The organism is Pedobacter polysacchareus, from assembly GCF_019802255.1.
In the GTDB taxonomy this organism is placed as follows: domain Bacteria; phylum Bacteroidota; class Bacteroidia; order Sphingobacteriales; family Sphingobacteriaceae; genus Pedobacter; species Pedobacter polysacchareus.
In genome coordinates, this window is sequence record NZ_JAHYSS010000002.1 from 760,548 (window position 1) to 785,209 (window position 24,662).

Annotated in this window: 23 protein-coding genes and 1 tRNA gene; 14 read left to right on the plus strand and 10 right to left on the minus strand. The window is 37.8% G+C overall.

Annotation, left to right across the window (positions count from 1 at the left end; genetic code table 11):
* Positions 1-11: 11 nt before the first annotated feature.
* Positions 12-85: transfer RNA gene (locus K7X70_RS07190), tRNA-Pro, on the plus strand.
* 279 nt (positions 86-364) lie between these two features.
* Positions 365-577, plus strand: a complete 213-nt coding sequence (locus K7X70_RS24535; RefSeq protein WP_368388416.1) for an Arm DNA-binding domain-containing protein — start codon at positions 365-367, stop codon at positions 575-577.
* Between the two features lie 17 nt (positions 578-594).
* Here the strand turns inward: K7X70_RS24535 and K7X70_RS07200 are convergent, their stop codons facing one another.
* The 4 genes from K7X70_RS07200 to K7X70_RS07215 form a co-directional block, all read right to left on the minus strand.
* On the minus strand, positions 595-1,776 hold the full coding sequence (locus tag K7X70_RS07200; RefSeq protein WP_222536400.1) for a chromate transporter: 1,182 nt from the start codon (positions 1,774-1,776) through the stop codon (positions 595-597).
* On the minus strand, positions 1,761-2,210 hold the full coding sequence (locus K7X70_RS07205) for a chromate resistance protein ChrB domain-containing protein (protein WP_222536401.1): 450 nt from the start codon (positions 2,208-2,210) through the stop codon (positions 1,761-1,763). Before K7X70_RS07205 ends, K7X70_RS07200 begins: the two co-directional genes overlap by 16 nt.
* Before the next feature lie 99 nt (positions 2,211-2,309).
* Positions 2,310-2,837 (minus strand): hypothetical protein, encoded by a 528-nt coding sequence (locus K7X70_RS07210; protein ID WP_255606954.1) that lies wholly within the window; start codon positions 2,835-2,837, stop codon positions 2,310-2,312.
* Positions 2,838-2,880: 43 nt separating this feature from the next.
* On the minus strand, positions 2,881-3,738 hold the full coding sequence (locus K7X70_RS07215; protein ID WP_222536402.1) for a chromate resistance protein ChrB domain-containing protein: 858 nt from the start codon (positions 3,736-3,738) through the stop codon (positions 2,881-2,883).
* Between the two features lie 669 nt (positions 3,739-4,407).
* On the opposite strand from K7X70_RS07215, the gene K7X70_RS07220 reads away from it, so the two are divergent.
* The 7 genes from K7X70_RS07220 (at position 4,408) to K7X70_RS07250 (ending at position 11,975) form a co-directional block, all read left to right on the plus strand.
* Positions 4,408-5,337, plus strand: a complete 930-nt coding sequence (locus K7X70_RS07220) for a hypothetical protein (RefSeq protein ID WP_222536403.1) — start codon at positions 4,408-4,410, stop codon at positions 5,335-5,337.
* Positions 5,338-5,565: 228 nt separating this feature from the next.
* Positions 5,566-6,357 (plus strand): hypothetical protein, encoded by a 792-nt coding sequence (locus K7X70_RS07225; protein ID WP_222536404.1) that lies wholly within the window; start codon positions 5,566-5,568, stop codon positions 6,355-6,357.
* A gap of 154 nt (positions 6,358-6,511) precedes the next feature.
* Positions 6,512-6,694, plus strand: a complete 183-nt coding sequence (locus tag K7X70_RS07230; protein ID WP_222536405.1) for a hypothetical protein — start codon at positions 6,512-6,514, stop codon at positions 6,692-6,694.
* Between the two features lie 162 nt (positions 6,695-6,856).
* On the plus strand, positions 6,857-7,852 hold the full coding sequence (locus tag K7X70_RS07235; RefSeq protein WP_222536406.1) for an OmpA family protein: 996 nt from the start codon (positions 6,857-6,859) through the stop codon (positions 7,850-7,852).
* A gap of 25 nt (positions 7,853-7,877) precedes the next feature.
* The gene (locus tag K7X70_RS07240) at positions 7,878-9,167 is read left to right on the plus strand and encodes a hypothetical protein (protein WP_222536407.1); all 1,290 of its coding nucleotides are present in this window, start codon (positions 7,878-7,880) and stop codon (positions 9,165-9,167) included.
* Between the two features lie 28 nt (positions 9,168-9,195).
* Positions 9,196-9,375, plus strand: coding sequence for a hypothetical protein (locus tag K7X70_RS07245; protein ID WP_222536408.1), 180 nt, complete (start codon positions 9,196-9,198; stop codon positions 9,373-9,375).
* Between the two features lie 215 nt (positions 9,376-9,590).
* Positions 9,591-11,975 (plus strand): TonB-dependent receptor, encoded by a 2,385-nt coding sequence (locus K7X70_RS07250; protein WP_222536409.1) that lies wholly within the window; start codon positions 9,591-9,593, stop codon positions 11,973-11,975.
* Between the two features lie 121 nt (positions 11,976-12,096).
* Here the strand turns inward: K7X70_RS07250 and uraH are convergent, their stop codons facing one another.
* From uraH to K7X70_RS07265, 3 genes are read right to left on the minus strand one after another with little or no spacing between them, the layout of a single operon-like run.
* Complete coding sequence (gene uraH, locus K7X70_RS07255) at positions 12,097-12,504, minus strand: hydroxyisourate hydrolase (RefSeq protein ID WP_222536410.1); 408 nt, start codon at positions 12,502-12,504, stop codon at positions 12,097-12,099.
* Positions 12,505-12,527: 23 nt separating this feature from the next.
* Complete coding sequence (locus K7X70_RS07260; protein WP_222536411.1) at positions 12,528-13,043, minus strand: heme-binding protein; 516 nt, start codon at positions 13,041-13,043, stop codon at positions 12,528-12,530.
* 58 nt (positions 13,044-13,101) lie between these two features.
* Positions 13,102-13,671, minus strand: coding sequence for a Crp/Fnr family transcriptional regulator (locus K7X70_RS07265; protein WP_222536412.1), 570 nt, complete (start codon positions 13,669-13,671; stop codon positions 13,102-13,104).
* Positions 13,672-13,956: 285 nt separating this feature from the next.
* Here K7X70_RS07265 and K7X70_RS07270 point away from each other — a divergent pair, with 285 nt between their 5' ends.
* Complete coding sequence (locus K7X70_RS07270) at positions 13,957-15,846, plus strand: DUF3472 domain-containing protein (protein WP_255606955.1); 1,890 nt, start codon at positions 13,957-13,959, stop codon at positions 15,844-15,846.
* A gap of 42 nt (positions 15,847-15,888) precedes the next feature.
* On the opposite strand, the gene K7X70_RS07275 is transcribed toward K7X70_RS07270, so the two are convergent.
* A complete protein-coding gene (locus K7X70_RS07275; RefSeq protein WP_255606956.1) occupies positions 15,889-16,311 on the minus strand; it encodes a DUF1801 domain-containing protein in 423 nt (140 codons plus the stop codon).
* A 170-nt stretch (positions 16,312-16,481) separates the two neighbouring features.
* On the opposite strand from K7X70_RS07275, the gene K7X70_RS07280 reads away from it, so the two are divergent.
* Positions 16,482-19,685, plus strand: a complete 3,204-nt coding sequence (locus tag K7X70_RS07280) for a TonB-dependent receptor (protein ID WP_222536413.1) — start codon at positions 16,482-16,484, stop codon at positions 19,683-19,685.
* Between the two features lie 101 nt (positions 19,686-19,786).
* Here the strand turns inward: K7X70_RS07280 and K7X70_RS07285 are convergent, their stop codons facing one another.
* The gene (locus K7X70_RS07285; RefSeq protein WP_222536414.1) at positions 19,787-20,566 is read right to left on the minus strand and encodes a DUF4846 domain-containing protein; all 780 of its coding nucleotides are present in this window, start codon (positions 20,564-20,566) and stop codon (positions 19,787-19,789) included.
* A 171-nt stretch (positions 20,567-20,737) separates the two neighbouring features.
* Between K7X70_RS07285 and K7X70_RS07290 the strand changes: the two genes are divergently transcribed.
* Complete coding sequence (locus tag K7X70_RS07290; protein WP_222536415.1) at positions 20,738-21,223, plus strand: 3'-5' exonuclease; 486 nt, start codon at positions 20,738-20,740, stop codon at positions 21,221-21,223.
* 209 nt (positions 21,224-21,432) lie between these two features.
* On the opposite strand, the gene K7X70_RS07295 is transcribed toward K7X70_RS07290, so the two are convergent.
* Positions 21,433-22,932 carry a thiol-activated cytolysin family protein gene (locus tag K7X70_RS07295; protein WP_222536416.1) on the minus strand — a complete coding sequence of 500 codons (1,500 nt, stop codon included), beginning with the start codon at positions 22,930-22,932 and terminating at the stop codon, positions 21,433-21,435.
* 363 nt (positions 22,933-23,295) lie between these two features.
* Here K7X70_RS07295 and K7X70_RS07300 point away from each other — a divergent pair, with 363 nt between their 5' ends.
* Both K7X70_RS07300 and K7X70_RS07305 read left to right on the plus strand, forming a co-directional pair.
* On the plus strand, positions 23,296-23,610 hold the full coding sequence (locus K7X70_RS07300; protein ID WP_222536417.1) for a transposase: 315 nt from the start codon (positions 23,296-23,298) through the stop codon (positions 23,608-23,610).
* Complete coding sequence (locus K7X70_RS07305; RefSeq protein WP_368388460.1) at positions 23,607-24,473, plus strand: IS3 family transposase; 867 nt, start codon at positions 23,607-23,609, stop codon at positions 24,471-24,473. Before K7X70_RS07300 ends, K7X70_RS07305 begins: the two co-directional genes overlap by 4 nt.
* Positions 24,474-24,662 lie beyond the last annotated feature (189 nt).

Genomic DNA, 24,662 nt, shown 5'->3' on the forward strand with positions numbered 1-24,662 from the left:
TGATACCAGTTCGGGGTGTAGCGTAGCCCGGTATCGCGCCTGCTTTGGGAGCAGGAGGTCGTAGGTTCGAATCCTGCCACCCCGACAACATAGATGTCAAATTCTATCAAAAACCCTCTAAATGTCACAGTTTAGAGGGTTTTTTCGTTTTAATCATATCAAAGAAAAACAAGGAATATCAAGGTTTTTATGCCCTATTCTACACCCTATTTTTTTCAGCTATAATTGTCCTTCAAAAAAAAGTAAAAATGACTACTTGAGTTTTTTGTTTTACCGCCTTTTTTAACCCTGTGTTTTGTTCCTCTAATTCTTTAAAAACAGGAGAGGGCATAAGGGCATAAAAGGGCATAAATCATATTAAAATATGAAAAGCCCAAACACATTTAGTCTATCATTTTTCCTAAAAAGGGACAAAATGAAAGAAGGTAGAGCGCCATTATTTGTTCGGATTACTTTAAATAGTAAGTTTTCTGATATTTCAACCAAGAAAAGGGTTGATGTTTCTGCATGGAATCAAACTAAACAAACTCGGTCTGCCCATTGCAGGACACCCAACATAGTGATAATGGCAGGATAAAACCTGCAAAGAGTTTTTCATATCCATAGTTTTAAAATTAAACCAATAACAGCGGAAATGAGGATCAAATGAGGTTCTTTTGCCTTTTTGATATAAATCAGCGTCAGTATGGAAAGTATAGCGATCAGTGCAGTGGGTATATCAATAATCGAACGCATCGCAATAATGATGACTGCGCCAACCAATGCACCGATAACCACGGCTGTTATACCATCAACAAAGGCTTTGATACTTTGGTTTTTGGCAATTTTTTTAAAGGACGGTGCAAAAGTAACGGTAAAGATATAACAAGGCAGAAATGTAGCAAGGGCGGCAACACAAGCTCCGGGAAAACCTGCAACTAAATACCCGATAAATCCAACCGTGATGACCACAGGCCCTGGGGTGATCATGGCAACGGCTACGGAATCTAAAAACTCATGTTCTGTAAGCCAGCCAAATTCCTGAACCACTCCACCATGCAAGAAAGGAACAATAGCCAAACCACTTCCAAACACAAATGCACCCGCCTTTAGAAAGAACCATCCAATCTCCTGCAAAGTCTTTCCGTCATAATGCCAGAATCCAATACCAAGCAAAATCATTGATGGCGCAGTAGTAGGGCGTTTGATCCATTTAGGTGGTGATTTAACTACCATATAGATCAGTCCACAGCCAACAAATAATAAGATATCTTCTTTTTGAGTGATTACGGTAACAACAATTCCAGCCAGATAGAAAATCCATAGGAGCCATTTAGACTTGACGGCCGCAAAGTCGAGGCTACTCACCGATTTGATGGTTAGCTTATAGGCACTAATGGCAATAATACCAATGACAGCGGCACTTACGCCATAAAACACGGCCTGAATTCCTGGCAATACACTATACAGCTTATATGCGATGCCTAAGATGACTACCATAATAAAGGAAGGTAGTACAAAAGCAAGTCCGGCTAAAGTTGCGCCGATTAAGCCATAGTGGACAAAGCCTACGTAAATGCCAAGTTGAGCTGCCAATGGCCCTGGTGCCAGTTGAGCAAGGGCAAGCCCTTCTTTATATTCTTCCTCCGTAATCCAGTTCTTGTTTTCTACCAAATCACGGTGCATGTAGCCTACCAGTGCGACAGGCCCGCCAAATCCCCATGTGCCTAATTTTAAAAAGTACGTGGTAAGCTCGCTTCTTGAATAAGTGGGCTTTTTGATCAGTTCGTTTTCCATGTGTGTTTTTCTGATTGTAAGTATTTGGCCCAGCTATATAACGCATCGTAAACTTTCATCCCTAAAGCAAGCATTTCAGGGTCATCGGGTATGTTGTAGGAAAGTCCGGCAGATATAGCCCATAGCCCTGCCGCCTGTTGTGCCAGATCAAAACGATCTGTATCTGCTCCGCGTACAATTGTGGCGATTTTTAGTAATGCAGGATCGGTTAGTCCATGTTTCTTTATGATGTAGTCAAAAGTGCAGTATTCTCCCTCGTGTGTATACTCCGCTCCAACAATGTCATAAGAGATGGCATGTAAAGTTTTTGCTGCTTCAAAAACTACTTCCTTTGGTACATATATAAATTCAGCTTCGGTGTCTACGAAGTTTTTAATAAGCCAGGAACAGGCAATCCGGTCAATTTTTGGCCTTTCACGAGTAATCCATTTCATATCTCAAAAATTACTATACAATAGTACCGGTAGTTAAGTTTGAAAAATAGAATGAATTTAACTGTTAGCACAGAATTTACTTTTTCCTTGCGGTTTTATTTAAAATGCGATACCGAATTGAAAGCCAATACCAAAAGAGGAGGGAAGATCATTTCCAAAGCGTGCAGGCAATGGAATGGCAATGAAATAGCTACTGCCTTTATTTTTCTTCACGACTTTGTTAAAAACAGGAGTTAAGCCATACCTGCCAGATGTTTCAAAAGCGGCACGACCTGCAAAAGTAAAACCATTGCCAAGAGCAACAAGAACACCGGGGTGGAACAATACATTGTTTACTTTGCTTCCGCTACTTGTAGCTTTCACAAAAGGTACAATTTCGCTACTGAAACCGATTTTCGCACTCTTCCAGATGTTGATGCCTATAGGCATTCCAACAACATAGCTGTCTTTAAAATTTGTATGGGTTCCATCCGAGCTAAAAGTAACTAGGGGATGGACAATGCCAACGTATCCAGTTATTTTGGGATAAGTTTGCGCAGGCGTTTGTTGTGCATAGCCAGAAATTGAGGTTAGGAGACTACCTATTAATAAGATAACGAGGCAGGTTTTATAGATTATCGTTTGCATAGCACAAGGCTACAGACGATATAGAAAATAAAATAGAATGGTTTTAACTATTAGGATGTATTTTACCTTGTTCATTGTTCTTTTTATAGGTTGAAGGGGTTAAACCTGTTTCGAGTTTAAAAATACGGGCAAAATGACTTTGATCGGAAAACCCCGTCAGATAGGCAATTTCGGAAAAGGAATAATCAGAGGTTTCGATGAATACAATCGCTTTATCTATCCGAAGTTTTCTAATGTACTCGCCAAAGGAAAGGTTATCAAAATACTTGGAAAACTCTCTGGAAACATACGCTGGATTTACATTTAATTCCTGGGAAAGCCCTGTTAAGCTCAGAGTAAGGTTAGTGTCAATCTGATCTTGTATGATGGTTTTTAGTTCAGTTGCCCAGACAGGTATTTTACCTGTAGTTCCTTTTTTTAGAAATTTTTGGTAAACATCTACCAGCAATTGTTCTACAGGACTTTCCGTATGTTTTACATTTTGAAGATGTTTGGCCCATGTATACAGCGCATCATAGATGACTTTCCCTGCTTCTAATAATTCTAAATCATCTTTGATATTGTAAGCCATACCAGCAGCGATTGCCCATAATCCGGCACACTGGCTGGATAAATGATGCTGATCTGTGTCCGCACCTCTCACGATAGGTGCCATTGCATCGAGCGCAGGGTCATTTAATTTATACTTTTTAATCAATGCGTCAAAAGTACATTGATCTTTTTGATGGGTGAGTTCTACACCGGGAACATCAAATGGGATAGCATCCAATTCTTTAGAAATCTCAATAACCTGATCGAACGGTACATAAAAAAAATGAGCATCCTTATCAATGAAATTACTGATCAGCCAAGGACAAGCAATGCGGTCTATTTTTGGTCTTTCACGGGTGATCCAGTTCATTTTTATCTTTATCTATACATCAAACTTATGATTATTTTTCGATCATTAAATAGTACTCAGATTTTAGTTATTCTTTTCTTTAAATTTAAAATGTTGATTTCCAGTATGATGTTTTAAGGAAAGTTATTAACTTAGTTAATCACATATATTTAGTTTAATTACATTTTTAAAGCTCTTATGGAAACACTAAAGAATATTGGCTTGATAGCTTGCCTTCAATTAATGACTTGTTTAATTTCTTGTTCATCGTCTTCCGAAAACCAAATTGCGGGTAAGTACGCTTCTCAAAGTGAGAACAACTATGATCATTTTAAAGATACTATCGAAGTTAGACCTACAGATGATGGTAAATTTGATATACAACGTCTCTCTAATTAGTCTGCCGCTAAGAAGAATGATCCTCAACGCCCAAGTAAAAATAAAAAAGCTGGTTTTTGGATTAACTATGGACCCGGTAGAATTGACGTAGCCACATTTCAAAAAAGTGATCATACACTTAGAATAGCGGAACCAATGTCCAGTTTAGTCAGAATTATGAAGGTCGATCTGGATAAGCAGACTATAAAATGGCCAACCAAATATGGTGACACTATTATTTATCACAAGATTCAATAGCAGCTTTAAGCGTGCTTAACTGTTTAAATGTACAGTATTTACGTATATTAGGGTATGAATAACGCCTTTTCTCCTTATGATTTATGTCCGTGTGATAGTGGATTGAAGGCTAAATTTTGTTGTTTAGAAGGGAAACGTTGGAATAAGAAACCTGTAAGACTAGTTGGAAACGATCCAATTACTGGATATTCACACAAAGGCTGTTACGCAAATACAACAAATGATTGCAGCACTAAAATTTCTAAAGAACATTTAATATCAAACTACATTTTAGCTAATTTGGGTAATGCTAAAGTCGTAAAAATAAAAGGGCCACCATACGGCAAGCCTGGAGAAGTAAAAATCATGCCTAAGGCAGGGTTAGTTGCCAATGTTCTATGTGTTCGTCACAATTCCTTATTATCACCTTTTGATACTGAAATTGGTAAATTCCACAAAACTTTTAATAAGTATGAGAAGGAGTTAAATATTGAAAACCCAGTCAATGATATTTCTATTTTTTGTGGCGAAAACTTAGAAAAATGGATGCTGAAAACAGAATGTTCATATATAGCTTCTAAACAAATCTATAGTGGTGATAAAAAGATTGAATGTCACATGAAAGATATTTATGTTGATATCCTTTATAATGACCAACCTTTTCCAGAAGGTTGGGGACTATATGTTGATGCAGCGGAAGGAACAATTCAAACTCACAACTACATTGCTCCAAGCTTCATAATTAGGGATACCACTTTAATGGCTGTTAAAATGATCATCAATAGCTTAGTTTTTTACTTAACGTTAGATAATCCTCAAACTATAAGAAAAGGTTTGATTTATCGTCCAAGAGACATAGAAATCAAAAAAGGCAATGTAAAGAAGTTAATAGAGATTTGTTGGCAGGATAAAAAATATAATCAAGGGGTATTTTTAACACATACTAGAAATATTAGTAGAACTCCTGAAGAATGGGATGAATGGGTCTTTAATAAAGATCATTAGGATAAGTATTAAAATATTCAAAATATGACGATTACAACAATATTAGCATTTGGGGATCAGTACTTTCTACTGGGTTATTCGGCATTAAAATACACAACATAGAAATCAAATTTCTATTAAAAACCCTCTAACTTTACAGTTTAGAGGGTTTTTTCGTTTTACTATAGTTATCTTAGTCAGCTTATGATTAATATTCATTTTCAAAATAAGCTGATACTTTTTATATCCTTGATCATATTTTCATCCTGTAAGCATGAAAAAGCATATCAAGCTGAACTTTTTGATATAAAAGTTAATTTAGATGAACTCCCAAATGGCAAAAAGCCCATATTTTCACAGCGACATCTAAAAAGTAAGAAAGAAGAATGGGTAGGGGGCATATTCGGATCCAATCAATTTCCGGAGTGGAATGAAGTGCTTTACAAAGATACGGTCATCAGGATAAATCCCAAAGTGAATCCCCCCAACGATTCAGAATCATCAGCCTATCCTTCTCAGGAGTGTTCACAATACAACTTTGATGACGTTACCTATATTAATCCAGCCAAAACAAGTTTCATAGCGCGGATTTCTGGCCCATATAGTATAGGAAACAGATTTTATTTATTCAGGGCACAAAAATCGGGTTTAAAGGTTTATAGTATAGACAGACCTACGGTTATTGAGGGCGACAGACAATGGGAAAATCGTGATATGCTGAAGATTGGGCCTCATTTATTAATGGTAGATAATGACTATATTTTTAACCAGGGAACAGGTAAAGCTTATGAAATCACACGGCCAGGAAAAGACAGAATTCGGGGAGAATTTGCAGCATTGTCGCCAGATCAGCAAACTATAGTCTTTACAACAGATCATCAGTTATACCAATGCCATTATCCCAGTGGTAAAGTCCATATCGAACCAATAGACGAAGAGCAGCTGTCTAAAATGGTTAATCATAAAACAAAAGAGTGGCCATATAATTATTTCAATTGGATTACTGTGGATGGCAAAATGTTTCTGCATCCAATTCTTTAGTAGAATAATTTTCTTTAGTGGTTGTTGAAATAAGTGATTCACAGCATGATGTCCTTATGTGGAGTGTTTAAAAAGTTGTTTATGCTTATTTGTAAGGGTTAAATAAGCTTTATAAGCTGCCTACCTATCTTTGATAGGAATAGAAACTGAAATTATGAACAACCTAAATCACTTACCATCTGCTGTAGCTAATTCGAATCCGAAAACAGAAAATGTTAATGAACAATTGCCAGACTATATAGAAACGCCGCCTTTAGCTGAAAATTTCTCCCTCTCCAACTATGTGGATGATGATGACGATTCCGGCTTCTGCTGCCCTTGCTGCTTACCGCGCTAATACACTCAACTTATGGATAGGTCTCCTGTGGATCGCCTTTCCCAGGCCTGGAGACATATCCTGGGGGAGACTACTTATTGATATAAGCTTGATCTATTTGTTTTTAGAATATTTAGTTAGATATTTAGCGGTATACAATAACGCTATACCATAACTTATATAATGAAAAAAGTAACGCTTTTGCTCGCAGTAGCAACGATGATGCTCTCTTGCAACCAGACTTCTAAACAAAACAAAGATACTGCAGCAGTAACAGACCAGGCTGAACTGAAAGAACAAACCTCAGCTACAGCAAAAAGTTTTAACATTGCTGATGTTCCATTTTCGACTGCTGATTTGGGTAACTTTCCATTTTTCACCTTACCGGCAGGATTACAAGAACAGAATAAACCGTTACAAAAGAAGTTTGATGTTTGCTTTTTTCCAATTAATGGAGTCATGACTCCATTTGAAGGTAAGCTGTATAAAACGAATGTTAGCGCAAAGCAGGGCGAAGAATTTTCACAGCGATTTTTTGAGAAAAGTCTGGAAGATTATTTGGCCTCTATCGGTGCTGTTAAGATATATGATGGTGAAATCACCCAGGAAGCGTATGATCGTTACCAGAAGAAAGATCCAAACAAAGGAGCTGATGGTGATATCGGTTATACGGGGGAACAAATTAAATTCTATATCATCCGTTCCAAAGATAAAGGAAATATCTATGTGCAATTTTCTGCAAATAATGCAGCAGGAAAGCTTAATATTCTTCAAGAGGAAGCACTTCAGCAAACCATCACAAAGGTAACGGCAGATGACATTGTAAGAGACCTGACTGAGAAAGGAAAATCCATTTTATATATAAACTTCGATCTCGATAAATCTACCATTTCCGCTGATGGAAAAGGGATAGTGAACGAAATTGCTGAAGCTTTAAAGAAGAATTCAAATCTAAAAATATCAATTGAAGGACATACAGATAATACTGGAGAGGCATCACACAATAAAAAACTGTCTGATGATCGTGCGAATGCGGTACTAAAATCTTTGACCACAAATGGAATCGACAAATCCAGATTATCGTCGAAAGGTTTCGGAGCAGAACGACCATTGGTAGCAAATGATTCGGAAAACAATAAAGCCAAAAATCGCAGAGTAGAGTTGGTTAAAATCGTTTAAGAGTGGAGGTCAGGACGATTCAATAATGAAACAACCAATTTTAACACTTCTCTCTTTTCTGCTCCTACAAAGTGTATTGGGGCAAGAAAAGCAAGCTTTGGAAAAGAACATTCCCGTTATCTTTAATGAGATAAAAACAGAGACAAAAAAGAGTTACAGCCTTTGGAACAAAGATTTATATGGGCCAATACTTTTAGTGGATACTAAAACCCGACAAGTCTTTGCAAACGAATCCGATACGGCAGGTATTTTAAAACAAAATGAGGATCTCTTTACCGGAACTTTACCTGATCCTATCAATATTGCCAATACCGCTATGCGCTTTGCTGGAAAAAGCTGGGCGATGATTATGCTGCCACTTCCCCAAAATAAGGAAGATCGGAATAACCTATTGGCTCATGAGTTATTTCATACCATCCAACCTTCTTTAGGATTCACGCTTAATAATCCTGAAAATAATCACTTGGACAGAAAGGATGGAAGAGTGTATCTCCGATTGGAATTAGAAGCACTTAAAAAAGCAGTTCAATCCTCTTCTAAAAATGAATTACATCGCCATCTGGCCAGTGCCTTGACATTTAGAAAATACAGACACCTTTGCTATAATGGAGCTGACACGACAGAAAATCTGCTGGAAATGAATGAAGGGCTTGCAGAATTTACGGGATTTATTGTCAGCGGAAGAACCAAAGAGCAGGCGAAGGTGCATTTTGTAAACGGTATCGATACCTTTTTTACCAATCCTACTTTTGTCCGGTCCTTCGCGTATCAAACTATCCCTGTTTACGGTTATTTGCTTTATGGAAAAAACAAGAATTGGAATAAGGAAATTAGCCCTAAAACCAATTTGACAAATTATTTTATCAAGGCATTTAACATCAATACCTCAGCGAATTTGAAAGCTGCCGTTGAAAGTTTAGCTGATAGCTATAACGGAAAAACAATCCTTCAGGAAGAAACAGCAAGAGAGGAAAAGGCGCAAAAACTAATTGCTGAATATAAACTCAGATTTATTGAGCAAGCTCATTTTACAATAAAGTTTGAGAAGATGAACGTTTCTTTCGATCCAAGGAATATCATACCCATAGAAGACAAAGGAACGGTTTATCCAAACATCAGAGTGACCGATCTGTGGGGTGTTTTAACGGTCGAAAAGGGAGCGTTAATGAGTGCGAATTGGGATAAAATTTCCGTAACAAATCCAGTCAAAGTAGAAGAGAAAAGAATCATAGGAGAGGGTTGGACACTTGAATTGAATGAGGGGTATGCCCTGGAAAAAGACGATAGCGGCAACTTTAAACTGAAAAGGGAATAAATTTTACTAAAAACAAAACCTAACTCTTATGAGAACATTTGTGTACCTTTTTTTATTATTTGTTACTGCCAGTCTGACCACAGCGAACGCACAATCTGTTCAGCCTTATTTGGCTATCATTAAAGCCAAAAATAATATTAGTTATAAGGGGATATTACAAAGAGTGGATGCCAATCATGTCATTCTTAATTCTGAAAAAGGGATGTAAACTGTTCCTTTTCAGGTGATAAAATCAATCAAAATTCGGGTGCCTAAGAAAAGTGCTCCATATATCTATAGAAAAGCAAAATGTAAATTCTTGTGAAGGCGGTATCGAAAAAACCGCCTTAAGTCCTATATTCGTAGTTATGTCATTATCTAATCTCATCTAAATTGACCATTCGATTCTTTATAACCTTAGCAATAATATTAATTTGTAAATCTGTGTTTTCACAGCAAAGTGGATTGATCATAGGCACTGTGCAAAACGTAAACACAGGAAAGTTACTTGATGGCGTAACAATTTCTATCAACGATTCATCCATCAAGACGCTTAGCGATTCAACCGGCCAGTTCCGCATTAACGTCCCCGTTGGCACGTATAAGATTTCAGCCAGTACATTAGGATATACCACTCAGATAAAATACAATATTGTAGTTGGGAGTGGTAGTCCCCAATTGGTGAATTTTGAACTTCAGCCACTTTCTACTAATTTAAAAGAAGTAAACATCAGCTTTGATAAAGGAAAATCAGCAGTTGCTACCGATATGGTTACTCCATTATCAGTACAGCAGCTGACCGCTGAAGATATCAAAAGTAGCCCTGGTGGAAATTTTGATGTTTCAAAAGTTGTGCAAACGCTGCCGGGCGTGGGAATTAGCAATGGGGTAGGAGAGCGAAATGATATCATTATCAGAGGCGGAGCTCCAAATGAAAATGTATATTATCTGGATGGAATAGAAATTCCGGTAATTAACCATTTTCAAACTCAGGGAAGCTCGGGTGGTGCTCAGGGTATTCTTAATGTTTCCTTCATCGAAAGCTTAAAATTAAGCTCGTCCGCTTTTGATTCCAGGTATGATAACCCATTGGCATCTACCTTCGTGATTAAGCAAAGAGAAGGGAATTCTGAACGAATATCTGGTAATGCCAGGGTTAGTTTCACCGAATCAGCCTTCACTTTGGAAGGTCCACTTTCTAAAAATACCACATTTTTAGCCTCGATCCGGAAATCTTATCTTGGTTTCCTGTTTAAATTAATTGATTTACCGATCAGACCTGGTTTTGAGGATTTTCAATACAAAGTAACACATAAGTTTAACGCAAAGACCAAGCTTACAGCTATAGGTCTAGGTGCAATAGATCGTTTTAAATTTGCACCTACTAAAAAGTCAACTTTAGAAAATACTTATGTTTTGCGATCAACACCTTACATCAACCAATGGAATTATACCGTTGGATTTAATTTAAACCACCAGATTGAGAATGGATATTTAAACTTTACACTGAGCCGAAATGTGTTCGACAATAGCCTGGACAAGTTTGAAGATGAGCAGCAAGATACAGATAAAAGAACGCTGAAAGTTCAATCTCAGGAAATAGAAAATAAGTTCCGTTTTGACATTAACAAATTTATCAATGGATGGAAATTGTCTGCAGGAGTGATGGCGCAGCTAGTGGCTTATCAAACAGATTTATTTAATAAAATTTCAAATGAAATTGTTGATGAACAAGGAAATGTGATCAGCCCCGAAAAGGTGATAAGGTTTGACAGTGAGATGGATTTTTGGAAATACGGAGCCTTTTTGCAAGCTTCTAAAAATCTGTTTAATGATCAACTTCTGGTTTCTGCTGGTGTTCGTTCAGACCTGAATACATTCACTGTAAATGGGAACAACCCCTTAAAGACACTGTCTCCCCGTTTATCTTTAGCTTATCATCTCAATTCAAAATGGGACATCAGTGCTTCTGTAGGCAGTTATTTTAAAATCCCTCCTTATACCATGCTCGGTTATCGGGATGACAATGGCATTCCTGCGAATAAAAATATGGACTATATTCAATCCATTCACTATGTTTTAGGTACTCAATTTTTACCTAGAAACGACCTGAGGTTTACATTTGAAACATTTTATAAGCAATACGGTAATTACCCCGTTTCTGTAAATAATGGAACTTCTCTAGCCAATCAAGGTGCGGAATATGCTTCCGTAGGAAGCGAAAAAGTTTTGAGTGTAGGAGAGGGGGAAACTTATGGATTTGAGGTGTTTGTCCAGCAAAAACTCGTTAAGAATTTTTTTTATGTCGCCAGTTACTCTTATGTAGTCAGTAAGTTTTCAGGATTAAATCAAAAATTAATCTCTTCTTCCTGGGATAACAGACACTTATTGTCGCTTACACTCGGTTACAAATTGAAACGCAACTGGGATTTAGGCTTGAAATATCGCTATGCAGGTGGATCACCCTATACGCCATTCGATTTGTTGAGTTCGCAACAAAATTATTTAGCATTAGGAACCGGGGTTTCTGATTATAACAGGCTGAATACAGAGCGATTGTCTCCATTTAGTCAGCTGGATTTTCGTGTAGATAAACGTATAAATTTCAAAAGAACAGCATTGAATATATATGTTGATCTCCAGAATCTGCTTAAAAAGGAAAATGATAACTTCCCAAAATACACCTTTAAACGTACAGAAGACAATACTGGCTTTTTAACTACAGACGGGCAACCGATACAAGCGAATGGTTCAAATGCCGTACCTTACATCTTAAATACCAAATCAGGAAACATCATTCCTTCCTTTGGTTTTATATTTGAATTTTAAAGAGGTATTATGATTTGCCAATAAATTAGATTTTAAGATTTTTTCTAACCAACAAAAACCGGCAATTTCTAAATTAAGGATTGCCGGTTTTTATTTTATAAATGCTCGATGGAGGCTATTTTTAGTTTCCTCTATAAGTGCTGTAACCATAGGGCGACAAGGTGATTGGCACATGGTAGTGTTTGCTGTCTTTGATTTGAAACACAACTTCAATAAAGGGATAAAAGCTATCAGTGTTTTTATGTTTAAAATAATCAGCTGTTAGAAATGTTAGTTTGTATATTCCTTTTTCAGACTGTTTTTCTTCCAGAAAGTTTTTTATCCTTCCATTTTCATCTGTAGTCTTTTGATCGATTAAAGTCCACAATTTTGTCTGTTCATTTAACTTCTCCAGTTTTACAGGTACACCAGGTGCTGGAAGTCCTGTAGAAATGTCAAGAATATGGCTGGACAGCAGGTAGGATGGATCTTGTGCATGCGTAGTACGACTTAATAAAATAAGTAGGGCACCTAAAATTAATTTTTTCATATTTCGTTTTTAAAAGTTAAACACTATTTAGCAATAATATCAGCGGTTAGGATTCCAGCTGATTTTCCTATCAGATCGTCATTCTCCGGACTGCCGCCTCCAGCTACACCGATTGCCCCAATTACCTTCCCCTTATGATAAATAGGAACTCCTCCTCCTAGCAGTAAAAGTTCCGGTAAACTGGCTAAATTTTCTGTATCCGGATTAGATCGCGCATTTCTTGATAATGTGAGTGTAGTTGTTTTTGTAGAAACTGCTGTAAATGCTTTGCGCCTGGCAGCTTCTGTATTGTGAAAACCCACTCCGTCACCTCTGCTAACCATGATGATCTGGCCTCCTGAATCCAGTATTGCAATAGCCACCTCTTTATTTAAAGCAGCTGCTTTTGTCCTTGCTAAATCAGTAAGTTGAAGCGCAGTATGAAGTGTCAGTTGATCGGATTTTAGGAGAAGCGCTGCTGCATGTTGACTATTGTTAGTTTGCCCATAAGCAGCTATGGGTAAAAAAAAGGATAAAATTATAGCTCTATCTAATCGCATGTTTTTTTACAAAACTAGATGGAACTTTTCTTAAAAACGTTGACCTATATCAACGTTTTTAAAGTTTAGTTTTGATCCTGCTTAGCGTAGAAGGGGAAATCCCAAGGTAAGAGGCTGTCATTTTATTAGAAATCCTCAATAAAATACCAGGATAATAAGTATTTATCCATTTTACTTTTTCCATTGCGTTTAAACCCTGAAAACCGTATATCCTTTTTTGTGCGGTGATAAATCCCAATTCCAGAATATTACGGTAGATCTTTGCAAACTGTGGTAAATGATCCACTAAATCATAGAAATCAGCTCTTGTAATCGTTAATAATTCTGATTTTTCAATCGTTTGTAAATATTCATGTGCGGGTTGCTGGTCGATCAGGCTAGGTAATGCAGTCCCAAAACCACCTTCTAGTGCAAAAAAACGTGTACTCTCCAAACCTGCAGAATTTACAGTATAAAGCCTGATACAGCCTTTGTTTACAAAATAATGATGTTTACAAACTTCATTGTAATCAAGGAGTATCTCATTTCTTTTTGTTTTAATAAGTTTGAACTTGCCAAAGATCAAACTTAGGCTTTCATCATCAAATTCAGCATTTTGTCTGAGGTAATTTTCTAATAATTTAAACATTATAATTGTCGTTGATGATTTCCAAAATAAACATTTAATAAGTAGATAAATCAAAATTGTAATGATAAAATTTACTGGTAAGTATTTCAGCATCAGTGATCAATTTTAATTTTTAGATCGATATTTCTCAAAATAGTGTTTCAATTGTTAATGTAATCCTGGATTAAGCTGTTAGTCAATCGTTTGCGCAGTATTATTCCCAATACAACACAACTTTGTCGATAAATTAGGTTAAGAGAATGAAAGTTCTAATCCATCATTTAATCAAACCTAAAAACCTAACCAATGAACAAAAAAAATTACGCCGCTAACTTGATGGCCGCACTATCGATTGTGGCTTTAGGCATCTCATTTTCGTCCTGTACGAAATCCACACTGGTTCTCGATGAGCAACCTAAACTTTCCGTGAATAAATCGGCAGCCAGTACTGTGCCAGCAGATGCCATGACATTTGTGATCCCTGCAAATAAAGCCTATGCAGAACCATTTGAGCAGAATGCTAATGCAGTAGGAGTTTCTATTCCAGTAGGTTACCCTGAGGATTACGGGGTAATATCGAACTGGACCAACCCATCCCGAAGTGTCGTGTATTACCTCTATCAGACCGCGGGGGAATACAATTTTTCAATTGAGAATACCGTTGCCAACGGAGTTAATTTAGATTATGAGGTGAAAATCTCTCCTTGTTATACTGGCCTGGGGGTAACACCAAGTACTCAGTTGGTTACTTTAAGTGGGACTGGAACCGTTAACCTGAGTACTGCTTTCAAAGTAGTGGCATCAACAACGGGTTATTATCGTTATGAGCTGAAGCCGCTATCTGATCCTAATAATTCCATTACCATTCATAACCTGATATTTAGGGCTTTACAGGCAAATTCAAAAGTCAACCAGACGAATTATCAAAGTTCTCCATCGGTGCATCTTAGTTTTAGCTCAACCGCGAGCACTGTTAAATCTTACAACTGGCTTTACCAGGACGTACTGGTACCGGCAGGCAAAGATCCCCTGTATACTTTCTATATGTCGATAGGGTTTTATAGAGGTTACCTGGGAATTCAAACGAATTCGCCAACAGAGCGTAGGGTGTTGTTTTCTGTATGGGACAGTGCAGATGCGCAAAACGATCCGAATCATACTGCTGCTGATAATGTAAGCCTTGTTGCTAAGGGAGCGAATGTGACCAGCAATGGATTTGGAGGAGAAGGTACCGGAGGCCAGACTTATATCAATGCAAACTGGCAGACCAATCAGGTAGTTTCTTTCATCATGAATGTAAGGCCGGAAAGCAACAATTCTGTGCTGCTTTCTGCCTGGTATAAACTGGAAGGACAAAGTACATGGAATTATATCGCCACTTGGCGCGCGCCAAAAGACCAGCGGTATTTTGATGGATTCTATTCTTTTCTGGAGAACTTCGGAAATAGAAATGGACAGATGCGCCGGGAAGCAGAATATTTCAATTCCTGGGCTAAAGAAAGTGCTTCCGGTAATTGGGTGAACCTGAATAAGGTTTCTTACAGTAATACCGATGGAGCTGTGGGCCAAAGGGTTGATTTTGAACAAGGCATATCTCCATTAAATTCGGCCAGGTTCTATATGTCAAGCGGTGGTTACACCCCAACCATCAAGACGGTTTCGAATACCCTGCCGCTTTTATCTACACCTCCAGCAGTTACATTATCTACTTTGTCTGATCGGGTGGATCAGGCACTAGCCGATTATTTTGAACTTACAAATGGTGGGATTTATAAAATAGTTTCCGCAGTAAATAATACCAGTGTGATCGATGTCAATAGCTATGCTCCGGTGAATGAAACACCAGTTACTTTATGGTCTAATAACACGCCAACTTCGAACAATCAAAAGTTCCTTGCCAGAAAAGTGGGCGGTGCTTATGTATTCAAATCAGTTGCAGACACGACAAAGGTATTGGATGTATATACGGGTTCAAGTGCCGACGGAACTAAGGTGCAGGTATATACTTACAATAATGGAAATTCTCAGAAATGGACTATCGAAAGTGCAGGTGGTGGCTATTTGAATATCAAATCACTAGTCGGTACTAATAAGTCTCTGGATGTAAACGGAGGATCAACAGCAAACGGCACAAAAATCCAGATCAACACCTCCAACATTTCGAATGCTCAGAAATTCAAGTTAGTAGCGCAATAACTTCAAAATTCTTTAATATTATGTTAGCAGCCTGGAGATACTTCAGGCTGTTATTGTTCCACTTCGATACAGATCCAATGCATTTTGCAAAATGCTTTCGATGGTTTTTATCGGTAGATCCTTGATTGGATTAACCCGGAAAATCTTCATCCGGGAACGCTCACCTTTTTCCAGTTTAGGGTGGTTCAGATGTTTCCCTTCTACCATCAAGATATAGGGTTCCTCCGTTTTTTTATCCGTCCACAAATAGCAAAACATCTTCTTTTTATAGCAGAAGCAGGGCATCCCATATTTCCGTGTTTCAGTAATTTCATTGTCTTGCTCAAGAATAATACTCCGTAAAGCCAGCAGACAACTTTTGTTCGGCTCTTTTGATTCAGATAGTAGTTTTGAAGTTCCTGTAGCATAAGCGTGTGGAATGAAAGAATTTATTATGAGGTAATTTACGACAATAAGAACAGGCAATTAGGAGTTTTTTATCATCGTATTTTTATTTACTGTTTAATTCAGGAGTAGTTCTTATTTTAACATTGGCTTATAAAATCCACATTTCATAATCATTTATTGATTTAGAATCAAAGTTCAATTAATACGCTAGCAACATCTTCGTACCATAAAAAAAACTTAAATATATTATGGTAAGAAAACTACTATTCGCAGTGTTATTGCTGTCTTTTTGTGTTCAATATCCTCTTTTGGCACAGACTACACAGGCCTCTATTTTTGGTACTGTGACGGATCAACAGAAGAAGCCTATTCCCGGTGTTTCGGTTCAGGTGAAGAACACTTCCACAGGTTTCAGCAGCCGAACTTCTACCAATGCTAAAGGAGAATACACTTTTCAGGAGCTTCCTTTAGGCGGTCCGTATTCAATTACAGCTACATTTATGGGCTTCGCAGAACAAACCAGAACACTTACTTCATTGAACTTTGGTGATGCTGCGAGAGTTTCTATCGAGATGCATGAAGCCTCTCAGGATTTGAAAGGGGTAGAAGTAGTGGCTTCTGGCCTGAAAAACAAGGTTCAAAATTTTGGGGCATCGACAGAAATCTCTGCTAAAACGATGAACCAATTGCCTGTAAACGGTCGTAACTTCTCTAACTTAATGGACTTATCTCCTTTAAGTCGTGGGAATGGGATTGCAGGACAGCTGGCTTCTTCAACTAATTTTACCATTGATGGGATGAGTGCTAAAAACCCAACCTCATCAGGAAGTACTACCAGTCGCAGTGGTGCACCATATTCCATTTCCATGGAAGCAGTTCGCGAATTTAAAGTAGTGACCAATCAATATGATGTAACTTTAGGCAGAGCTGGAGGCGGTACTGTGACAGCGGTAACCAAATCCGGTACGAATACAGTTTCCGGGAGTGCCTTCATGTATGGAAGAGCTGACTGGTTATCGAGTCCTTACGATATCAGAGGGGTGAAACGTAACAATGACTTCTCTACTTATCAATATGGCTTTACTTTAGGCGGACCAATTATTAAAGATAAATTGCACTATTTTGTAGGATTGGATCATCAGAAAGATTCCCGTCCATTAATTATTGCTGACATTAACGGCCTGGCAGATGAGATGAGGTTTAGAATAACCGATGCTACTTTAGAAAATTTCTTAAGTATCGCACGCTCAAAATATGGGGTTGCAAATACACCTCAATATGGTACATTCGGCAGAACCCGTGGTTCTGATGCTGCCTTTGCCCGTATCGACTGGCAAATCAATGAGAAAAACCTGTTAACTGTTCGTGATAACTACACCAACGACAGAAATCCATTAGGTTTGGCGGATAATACAGCCATTAACTTTTATGAGAGTTATGGTAATGATAAAAACGTAGACAATAGTTTATTGGCTACTTTACGCTCTACCATCAGCAGCAAACTGACCAACGAACTAAAAGTACAGCATTTATATACTTACCAGGCGAGTACACAAAATGATGAACTTGGCTTTGCAATTCCAAGAGCAGTTGTAGGTAATATCCCTTCTAAATTGTCGGATGGTACAAGCGCAAGCACGGCCATACAAATTGGTGGTCACCGTTTTGGACAAGAAGGTTTCACCAATAATGTTTTCCAGTTGGTGGATAACCTGTACTATAATACAGATAAAGTAAAATATACATTTGGTGTGGACATCATGTATACCCATGCAAAGTCGCTTTATGGAAGTGAAGTGAATGGAAGATTTGAATATACTAACAATGATGCTGGTACTTCACTGGAGAATTTTGCGAACCTGCTTCCAAACAGATATTATCGTGAAGTACCTTTAGTGGCAGATCCAACAGTGAAAGCAGGAATCTGGAATACAGCAGTGTATGGACAGATGCAAACTAAATTAGCCCGCGGACTTGATTTTGTTGGTGGTTTACGTTTAGATTACAGCTCTTATCCAACATCACCACTGAATGAAACTTTGCTGCAGGAGGTGGGAGTAAGAACTGATAATAAACTGAAACAATTTTTAATCCAGCCAAGAGTTCAGTTCAATTGGGATATCAATGAAAACAGAACAGATTTTCTTCGTTTTGGAGCAGGTATATTCGGATCTGACGTAAACAACTATGTAACCATAAATAACTTAACGTTTGATGGAAAGCATTTGGCAACGGTTGATGTGATCAATAACAATGTGCCTAGACCAGATTTTATTGGCTACAGAAACGGTAGCGCAACTGCGCCTACGTTAGCATCGTTACAATTGCCAACTATCAATACTTATGGGCCAGATGCTAAAATACCTGTAGTTTATAAAGCCAACTTGTCCTACAGTAAACTGATCAGCGACAGATTAAAAGTTGGGATTACTGGTTATGCAAGTTTAGGTCGTCATAACTATATGTATGTTGACAGAAACATGGTTGCAAAACCATTCTTTACCCTGCCTAATGAAGATAATCGTGGTGTATTTGTACCTGAGATCCCAAGCAATGGTTCCCCAGACTGGAAAGAAGGACGTATCAGTAATAAATTTGGCCGCGTACTGGAACTAAACAGTGAAGGTAAAGTAAACCAATTTGCAGTAGTGCTTGATGCCACATGGAAATATTTTAAAGACGGTGAAATCTCTGCTAGTTATACGTGGAATGATGCAAAAGACAATACTTCTTACAATGGTAACGTAGCAAACTCTGCAACTTTATCTCTGCCTGTAAAAGATGATCCAAGAGATTTAAGTCACATGACTTATTCTGACGGTCAGTTCAGAAGTAAAGTTGTCATCTATGGTACATTGCCAACTTTTTATGGTGTGACGGTTGGTGTTCGCTATTCTGGAATTGGCGGTACACGTTACAGCCTTTTATCTGGGGTGAACAACAATGGTGATTTTGTACCTAGCAATGATTTAGCTTATGTTTTCGACAGAAACAACCAGGCTGTTCCTCAGAATGTTCGTACTGGTCTGCAAGCCATATTAGATAACCCGCTTGCCAGCCAAAGCTTAAAAGATTATATTATGGAATACTCTGGTAAAATTGCACAGCGTAATGGTGGTGTGAATGAATTCTTTGGTGTGGTAGATGTTAGAGTAAGCAAGAAATTTAAAGTGTATAAGTCACATGCAATTGATGTTTCCTGCGATATCTTCAACTTTGCCAACTTACTGAATAAAAAATGGGGAGTAAATGAGTCGATGGGTAATCAGTCATTGTATGCTTTAAACGGAAAAGCAGAGGTAAAAGCTACACCTACTACTCCTGCAATCCCTGCAATTCCAAACTATGATTCAGCAACAAAATCATTCAATTACAAAGTGAATAATTCTGGTATCGTGAATCCTTCAGGTAATCCATACCAATTTCAAATTGGTTTGAGATACGGATTCTAATCAAGCATTTAGAAGGGTCCAGAATTTAAGATAATTCTGGACCCTTTTTTTGTATAGAAAAGACCTGGTATTGAATTTAAATGAACGCTGGTTAATGAAGTTTAAGGCCAGCGATACAGCGTTCCTGCCTTGAAAACCCATTCTGGTGTGACCAGCTCCGTCCGGAATTTATTGCTATACCAAGGGATAATGGATCTAGGATTCTTAAGGATATGAATATTTTGAGCAGGCATATAGCTTTGTGCTAATAGGAAACGCCGTTCCCCGGCAGTATTTATCGCTAAATCCATTACAATGACCGCATGACCGGGCGATCCTCCTTGCAGAAATACGTCCCCGGGAAGAATATCATCTGGAGAAGTAACCCGTTTCAGTTGTTTGCTTAAGGATAAGGTACCGGCGTAGGTAAATACGGTTTGCAGGTAGTCCTCAAAATCAATTCGCTGCTCAGAAATACCCCTGGATTTTACCTTCTTCAATTTTTTTTCCTGCAGTGTAAATCGATAGCCTTTTCGCCAGGAAGCATAGTCCATAGGCGTACCATCAGTAGCCAGGAACATGATGTTTGAGTATTGTTTTTTTGAATATTGCCATTCTGCGTAAAGGCGGATCGCCGCATCGGCACATTGCTGTAAATCCTTTGTCCCAATGCTGATGTCTATGACCGCATACTGTGCCTGCTGATTCCGTTTTTTCTGACCATTATAAAGATATACTGTAGGATCTTTCTTAAGCTTTAGGTGCTGCAGCCAGTAGGAAAATGATCCAGATTCAGATTTCAAGCGTTTGAAATTCGCCGGACCGGGGATGTTTCGTACTTGCTGAGCAAAGACGGGTATCAATAGAAAAGTTAAGATCGTACAAAGCGCTGGTATCTTCATTCTTTTATTAATGGGTTGATAAAGGTCGGAAAGCCAATTTGAATGTAGGAAGTTAGGTTTTTTTGTTGAAAACGATGAGGCCTTAGGAAAATGGCTAAATATTGAACCTATATTTGGAGAGAAATCTTTTAAGGTCAGCAATACTCCATCTGATCATTAAGACCGCAAATTATGGAACACAATTTTACAGCAATTGATTTTGAAACTGCTCATGGTAAACGCTGGAGTATTTGTCAGGTAGGACTGGTACGCGTTGAAAATGGAATCGTTAAAGAAACCATTAACCGCTTGGTTTGTCCACCAGATAATATTTATTTCTACAGGAATATTGAAGTGCATGGAATCACTCCTGAACGCACGCGCAGATCTCCGAATTTTTCAGCAGTATGGAGGGAAATTTCTTCATTTATTGACGGACAAACGGTAGTGGCGCACAATGGTGCTTTTGATTTCAGCTGTCTGGCGCAGACTTTGGATTATTACCAGATCGCACAGCCGATTTATGAGAAACAGTGTACCTATAAAATTTATAAACAAAAGTTAGCTTCTTTATGTCAGGAATATCGGATTCCATTGAACCATCATGATGCTTTAAGCGATGCGTTGGCCTGTGCGGAATTGTATAAAATGCACTTAAATAAATTGCGTGAAAACTAAGTTAATTTTTCTATGAAGTATCCGGTGGTTTCTAATTACAATTTGATTTGTGTGGAATATATTGATTTTACTTTCAATGAAAAGATAGAATGAGTTCAATTCAATGCCTCAGTTTCTAGCATAAATTAACACAGAAAAGTGCATTGGAGTTAATATCCAATGCACTTTTCAACCAATGCTAATCACTAGAATGGCCAAACGGATCCTTATTATGGCTTTGTTTTATAGATATACCCTACAATTCCTTCAGGAGTATAGCCGCCATAACTGCCAGAATCAGTGGTGTAGAAATGATCACCTGATCCATGGCTAAAGTATTCGTATAAAGGTACTGTACCAGGAAACTGCTCTTTATAAAAATACCCGGAGATTCCTTCATAAGAATAGTCGCCATAATTACGAGCATTGGTTGTGTAATAATGATCCGTAGTTTTATTGTTGAAATATTCGTATAAAGGTATAGTTCCCGGCATTTGTTCTTTATAAAAATATCCTTCAATTCTTTCAAAAATCCAAGGACCATAATCACGATAAACAGTTGGGTAATAGTGATCTGCATAGGTAAAGTTAAAATACCGGTATATAGGTACTAACTGTGAAGTACAATCCGATGTATAATAATCACCATTAATATATGTTTGATAAATATTATGATTTTTAGCATTTCGTAATCTATAAGCAATAATAGCGCCTCTTGAATCGGTCGTTAAATTCCCGCTTTTAGTCACATAATCATGAAATGATTGTAGCCCATTAATTGTTTGCGAAGCCAAGGTAGATGAACCTCCAATTGCAGTTCCACTAATTGTCATTTCATCTGTTACTTCTTTGTATTCTTGGCTTATATTTCCTCCGCCATTGATTTTCCAAAAATCAAAAGTGGCTGTTAGAGACTTTTTAACTCGAACGGAGTCATAAGAGCTTTCTACCAGAAGATAAGCACTTCTTCCATAATCTATACTGGATACATAGGTTGGGGCAAGACTTGAATCATAATCAACTGGTTTATTGAAGAGATTTCCATCCTGCGGGATATCGATATCAACAGTGAAAAACTTTTGGAAAATCTTTAACATATAATAGTTTTTATTACTAACCTTATTTTCATTGTAGTCAGCGATAGTGGTAAAGAATGAGCCTATGCTTAAGTTAGCACCAATGATCATCTCTATTTCCTTTTTAGATCTTACTTTGGTGACTTGAAAGGTAAAACTAGCTGGTTGCTGACCAACTGTAGGTGAATTGGTTATTTCCTGCATCGCTTCTCTGAAAGAGCTAAGCTGAGGAATAATAGTCTTTGCAATCGCTCCGGTAGAGCCCTCAATTGAAACAGAAAATGTCACTGGCTTACGAACATAGTCTGAGGGAAGGAAAACTGGTGTATATTGCCCTGTTTGGATACTATTAGCATCTAAAAGAGAGCCCACAAATAATATGTCAGAGGTGGGATCTAATACGCTTAATTTATCAAAGGCTTGAGATTGCGTATGTAACTTAGATACACATCCAGAAGTATTATTGGCTGTGGCCACTGACATTGTTTTCTCAGCTTTTTTTGTGATCGAAAAGATGGGCTCATCGAGATCACTAAATTGATTGTTTTCGTTCGTTATTCTTTTTAAAGAATTAATGTTTTGTTGGCCATCTTCCTTTTTGCAGGAATATAGAAAGCAAATTAACGCTAATGAGAGCGATATTATTTTTTTCATGTTTTTTATTTTCTTCAAAAATGCTGTTATTTAATCTTTTGTAACTCTTAGTTACGTGAACACGGCATCTCCTTACGTTAATGAACCCCATGATTACGTCAACGATATTCTAGTATAAAAACTGTAAAAGCATTTTAATAGTGTTTTATTGCTGTTTTTTTTATCTGTATTTTGTTGACTGTCAGTAGTATGAAACTTGGATGGGTGAGGTGTTTTTTTGGAAGGTGAAAAGATATAGATTAACTATAAGGAGAACGTTAATGTGTTTGTAATTTGATTAAGAATCCTACAATAACACGGTATTGGAGTTGCTACCTTTAAGTAGACAGCAAGTTAAGTGAATTTGATAACTTAACAGAAATTATGTCAAGAGAAAGAAAAACATATCCGAAAGAGTTCAAGGTGATGAGCGTTGAACTGAGTAATACCCGCACAGATTTGAGTGCACTGGCCAAAGAACTAGATATCAGTTCGGCGTTGTTGTACCGTTGGCGGAAGGAATTCTCCAGCAAACAAGGCAGTAGTTTTCCTGGAAATGGGAAGGTTATACTCAGCGCAGCTGAGCAAGAGTTGGCTTTATTGAAGAAAGAACTGCGTGAAACGCAGATGGAGCGCGATATTCTAAAAAAGGCTATCAGCATTTTCTCCAAGGGCGACAACAAATATTCGGGTTCATAAAGGATCATAGCAGGATGTTTTTAGTTGGGAAGATGTGCTCAGTATTTAAAGTAAGTAGAGCCGGATTTTACAAATGGACAATCAGCAGTCCATCAAACAGAAGTATTGAAAATCAGGTAATTGAAGCAGAGGTTTTACTAGCTTTTGAAAACAGCAAAAAGATATATGGTAGTCCCAGAATTACCCTGGAGCTCCGTAAAAAATCGATTAGGATTTCCAGACCAAGGGTTGCCAGAATCATGAGAAAAGCAAAGCTGAGAAGCATTGTGAAGAAAAAATTTAAGGTTACGACAGACTCTAGCCATAAATTCCCTGTGCCGGATAATGTATTGGACCGTGACTTTAAGCCAGGAATATTGGGTGCTGTATGGGTATCCGATATTACTTATATCAGGACCAGGCAAGGCTGGCTGTATCTGACAACGGTGATCGATCTAGGTGATAGAAAAATCATTGGCTGGGCATTAAGCACAACGATGAAAGCATATGACACAGTAATCCCTGCCTTTAAAATGGCACAATCAAGACGACCGATTACTCAGGAGCTTATTTTTCATTCTGATCGAGGTGTTCAATATGCCTGCAATGAATTCCGATGGTTGTTGGAGAAAAATCCATTGATCATAAGAAGCATGAGTAGAAAAGGTAATTGTTGGGACAATGCGGTGGCAGAGAGCTTCTTCAAGACACTTAAAGCTGAATGTGTATATCAGCACAAGTTTACTGACAAAGAGCAAGCAGCCCGCATAGTTTTCGAATATATTGAAACTTGGTACAACCGTAAAAGACTACATTCTGCCCTGGGATACTTGTCCCCAGAGGAATTTGGAAGAAACTTAAACAAACAAAATATTGCAGCTTAACTGAATGTCTACTTTATTCTTGCAATTCCAAACTAGCCTGTTTTTAAATAGTAGATAGCTTTACCAAAGCATTGCAACCTGAAACAATGATTGGCTCAGTTGCAACTTCGAATTATATTTCCTGATCTATAAAAAAGGCCTCAGAACTTTGATTATTAATCAAAATTATGAGGCCTAATTCATTAAGCT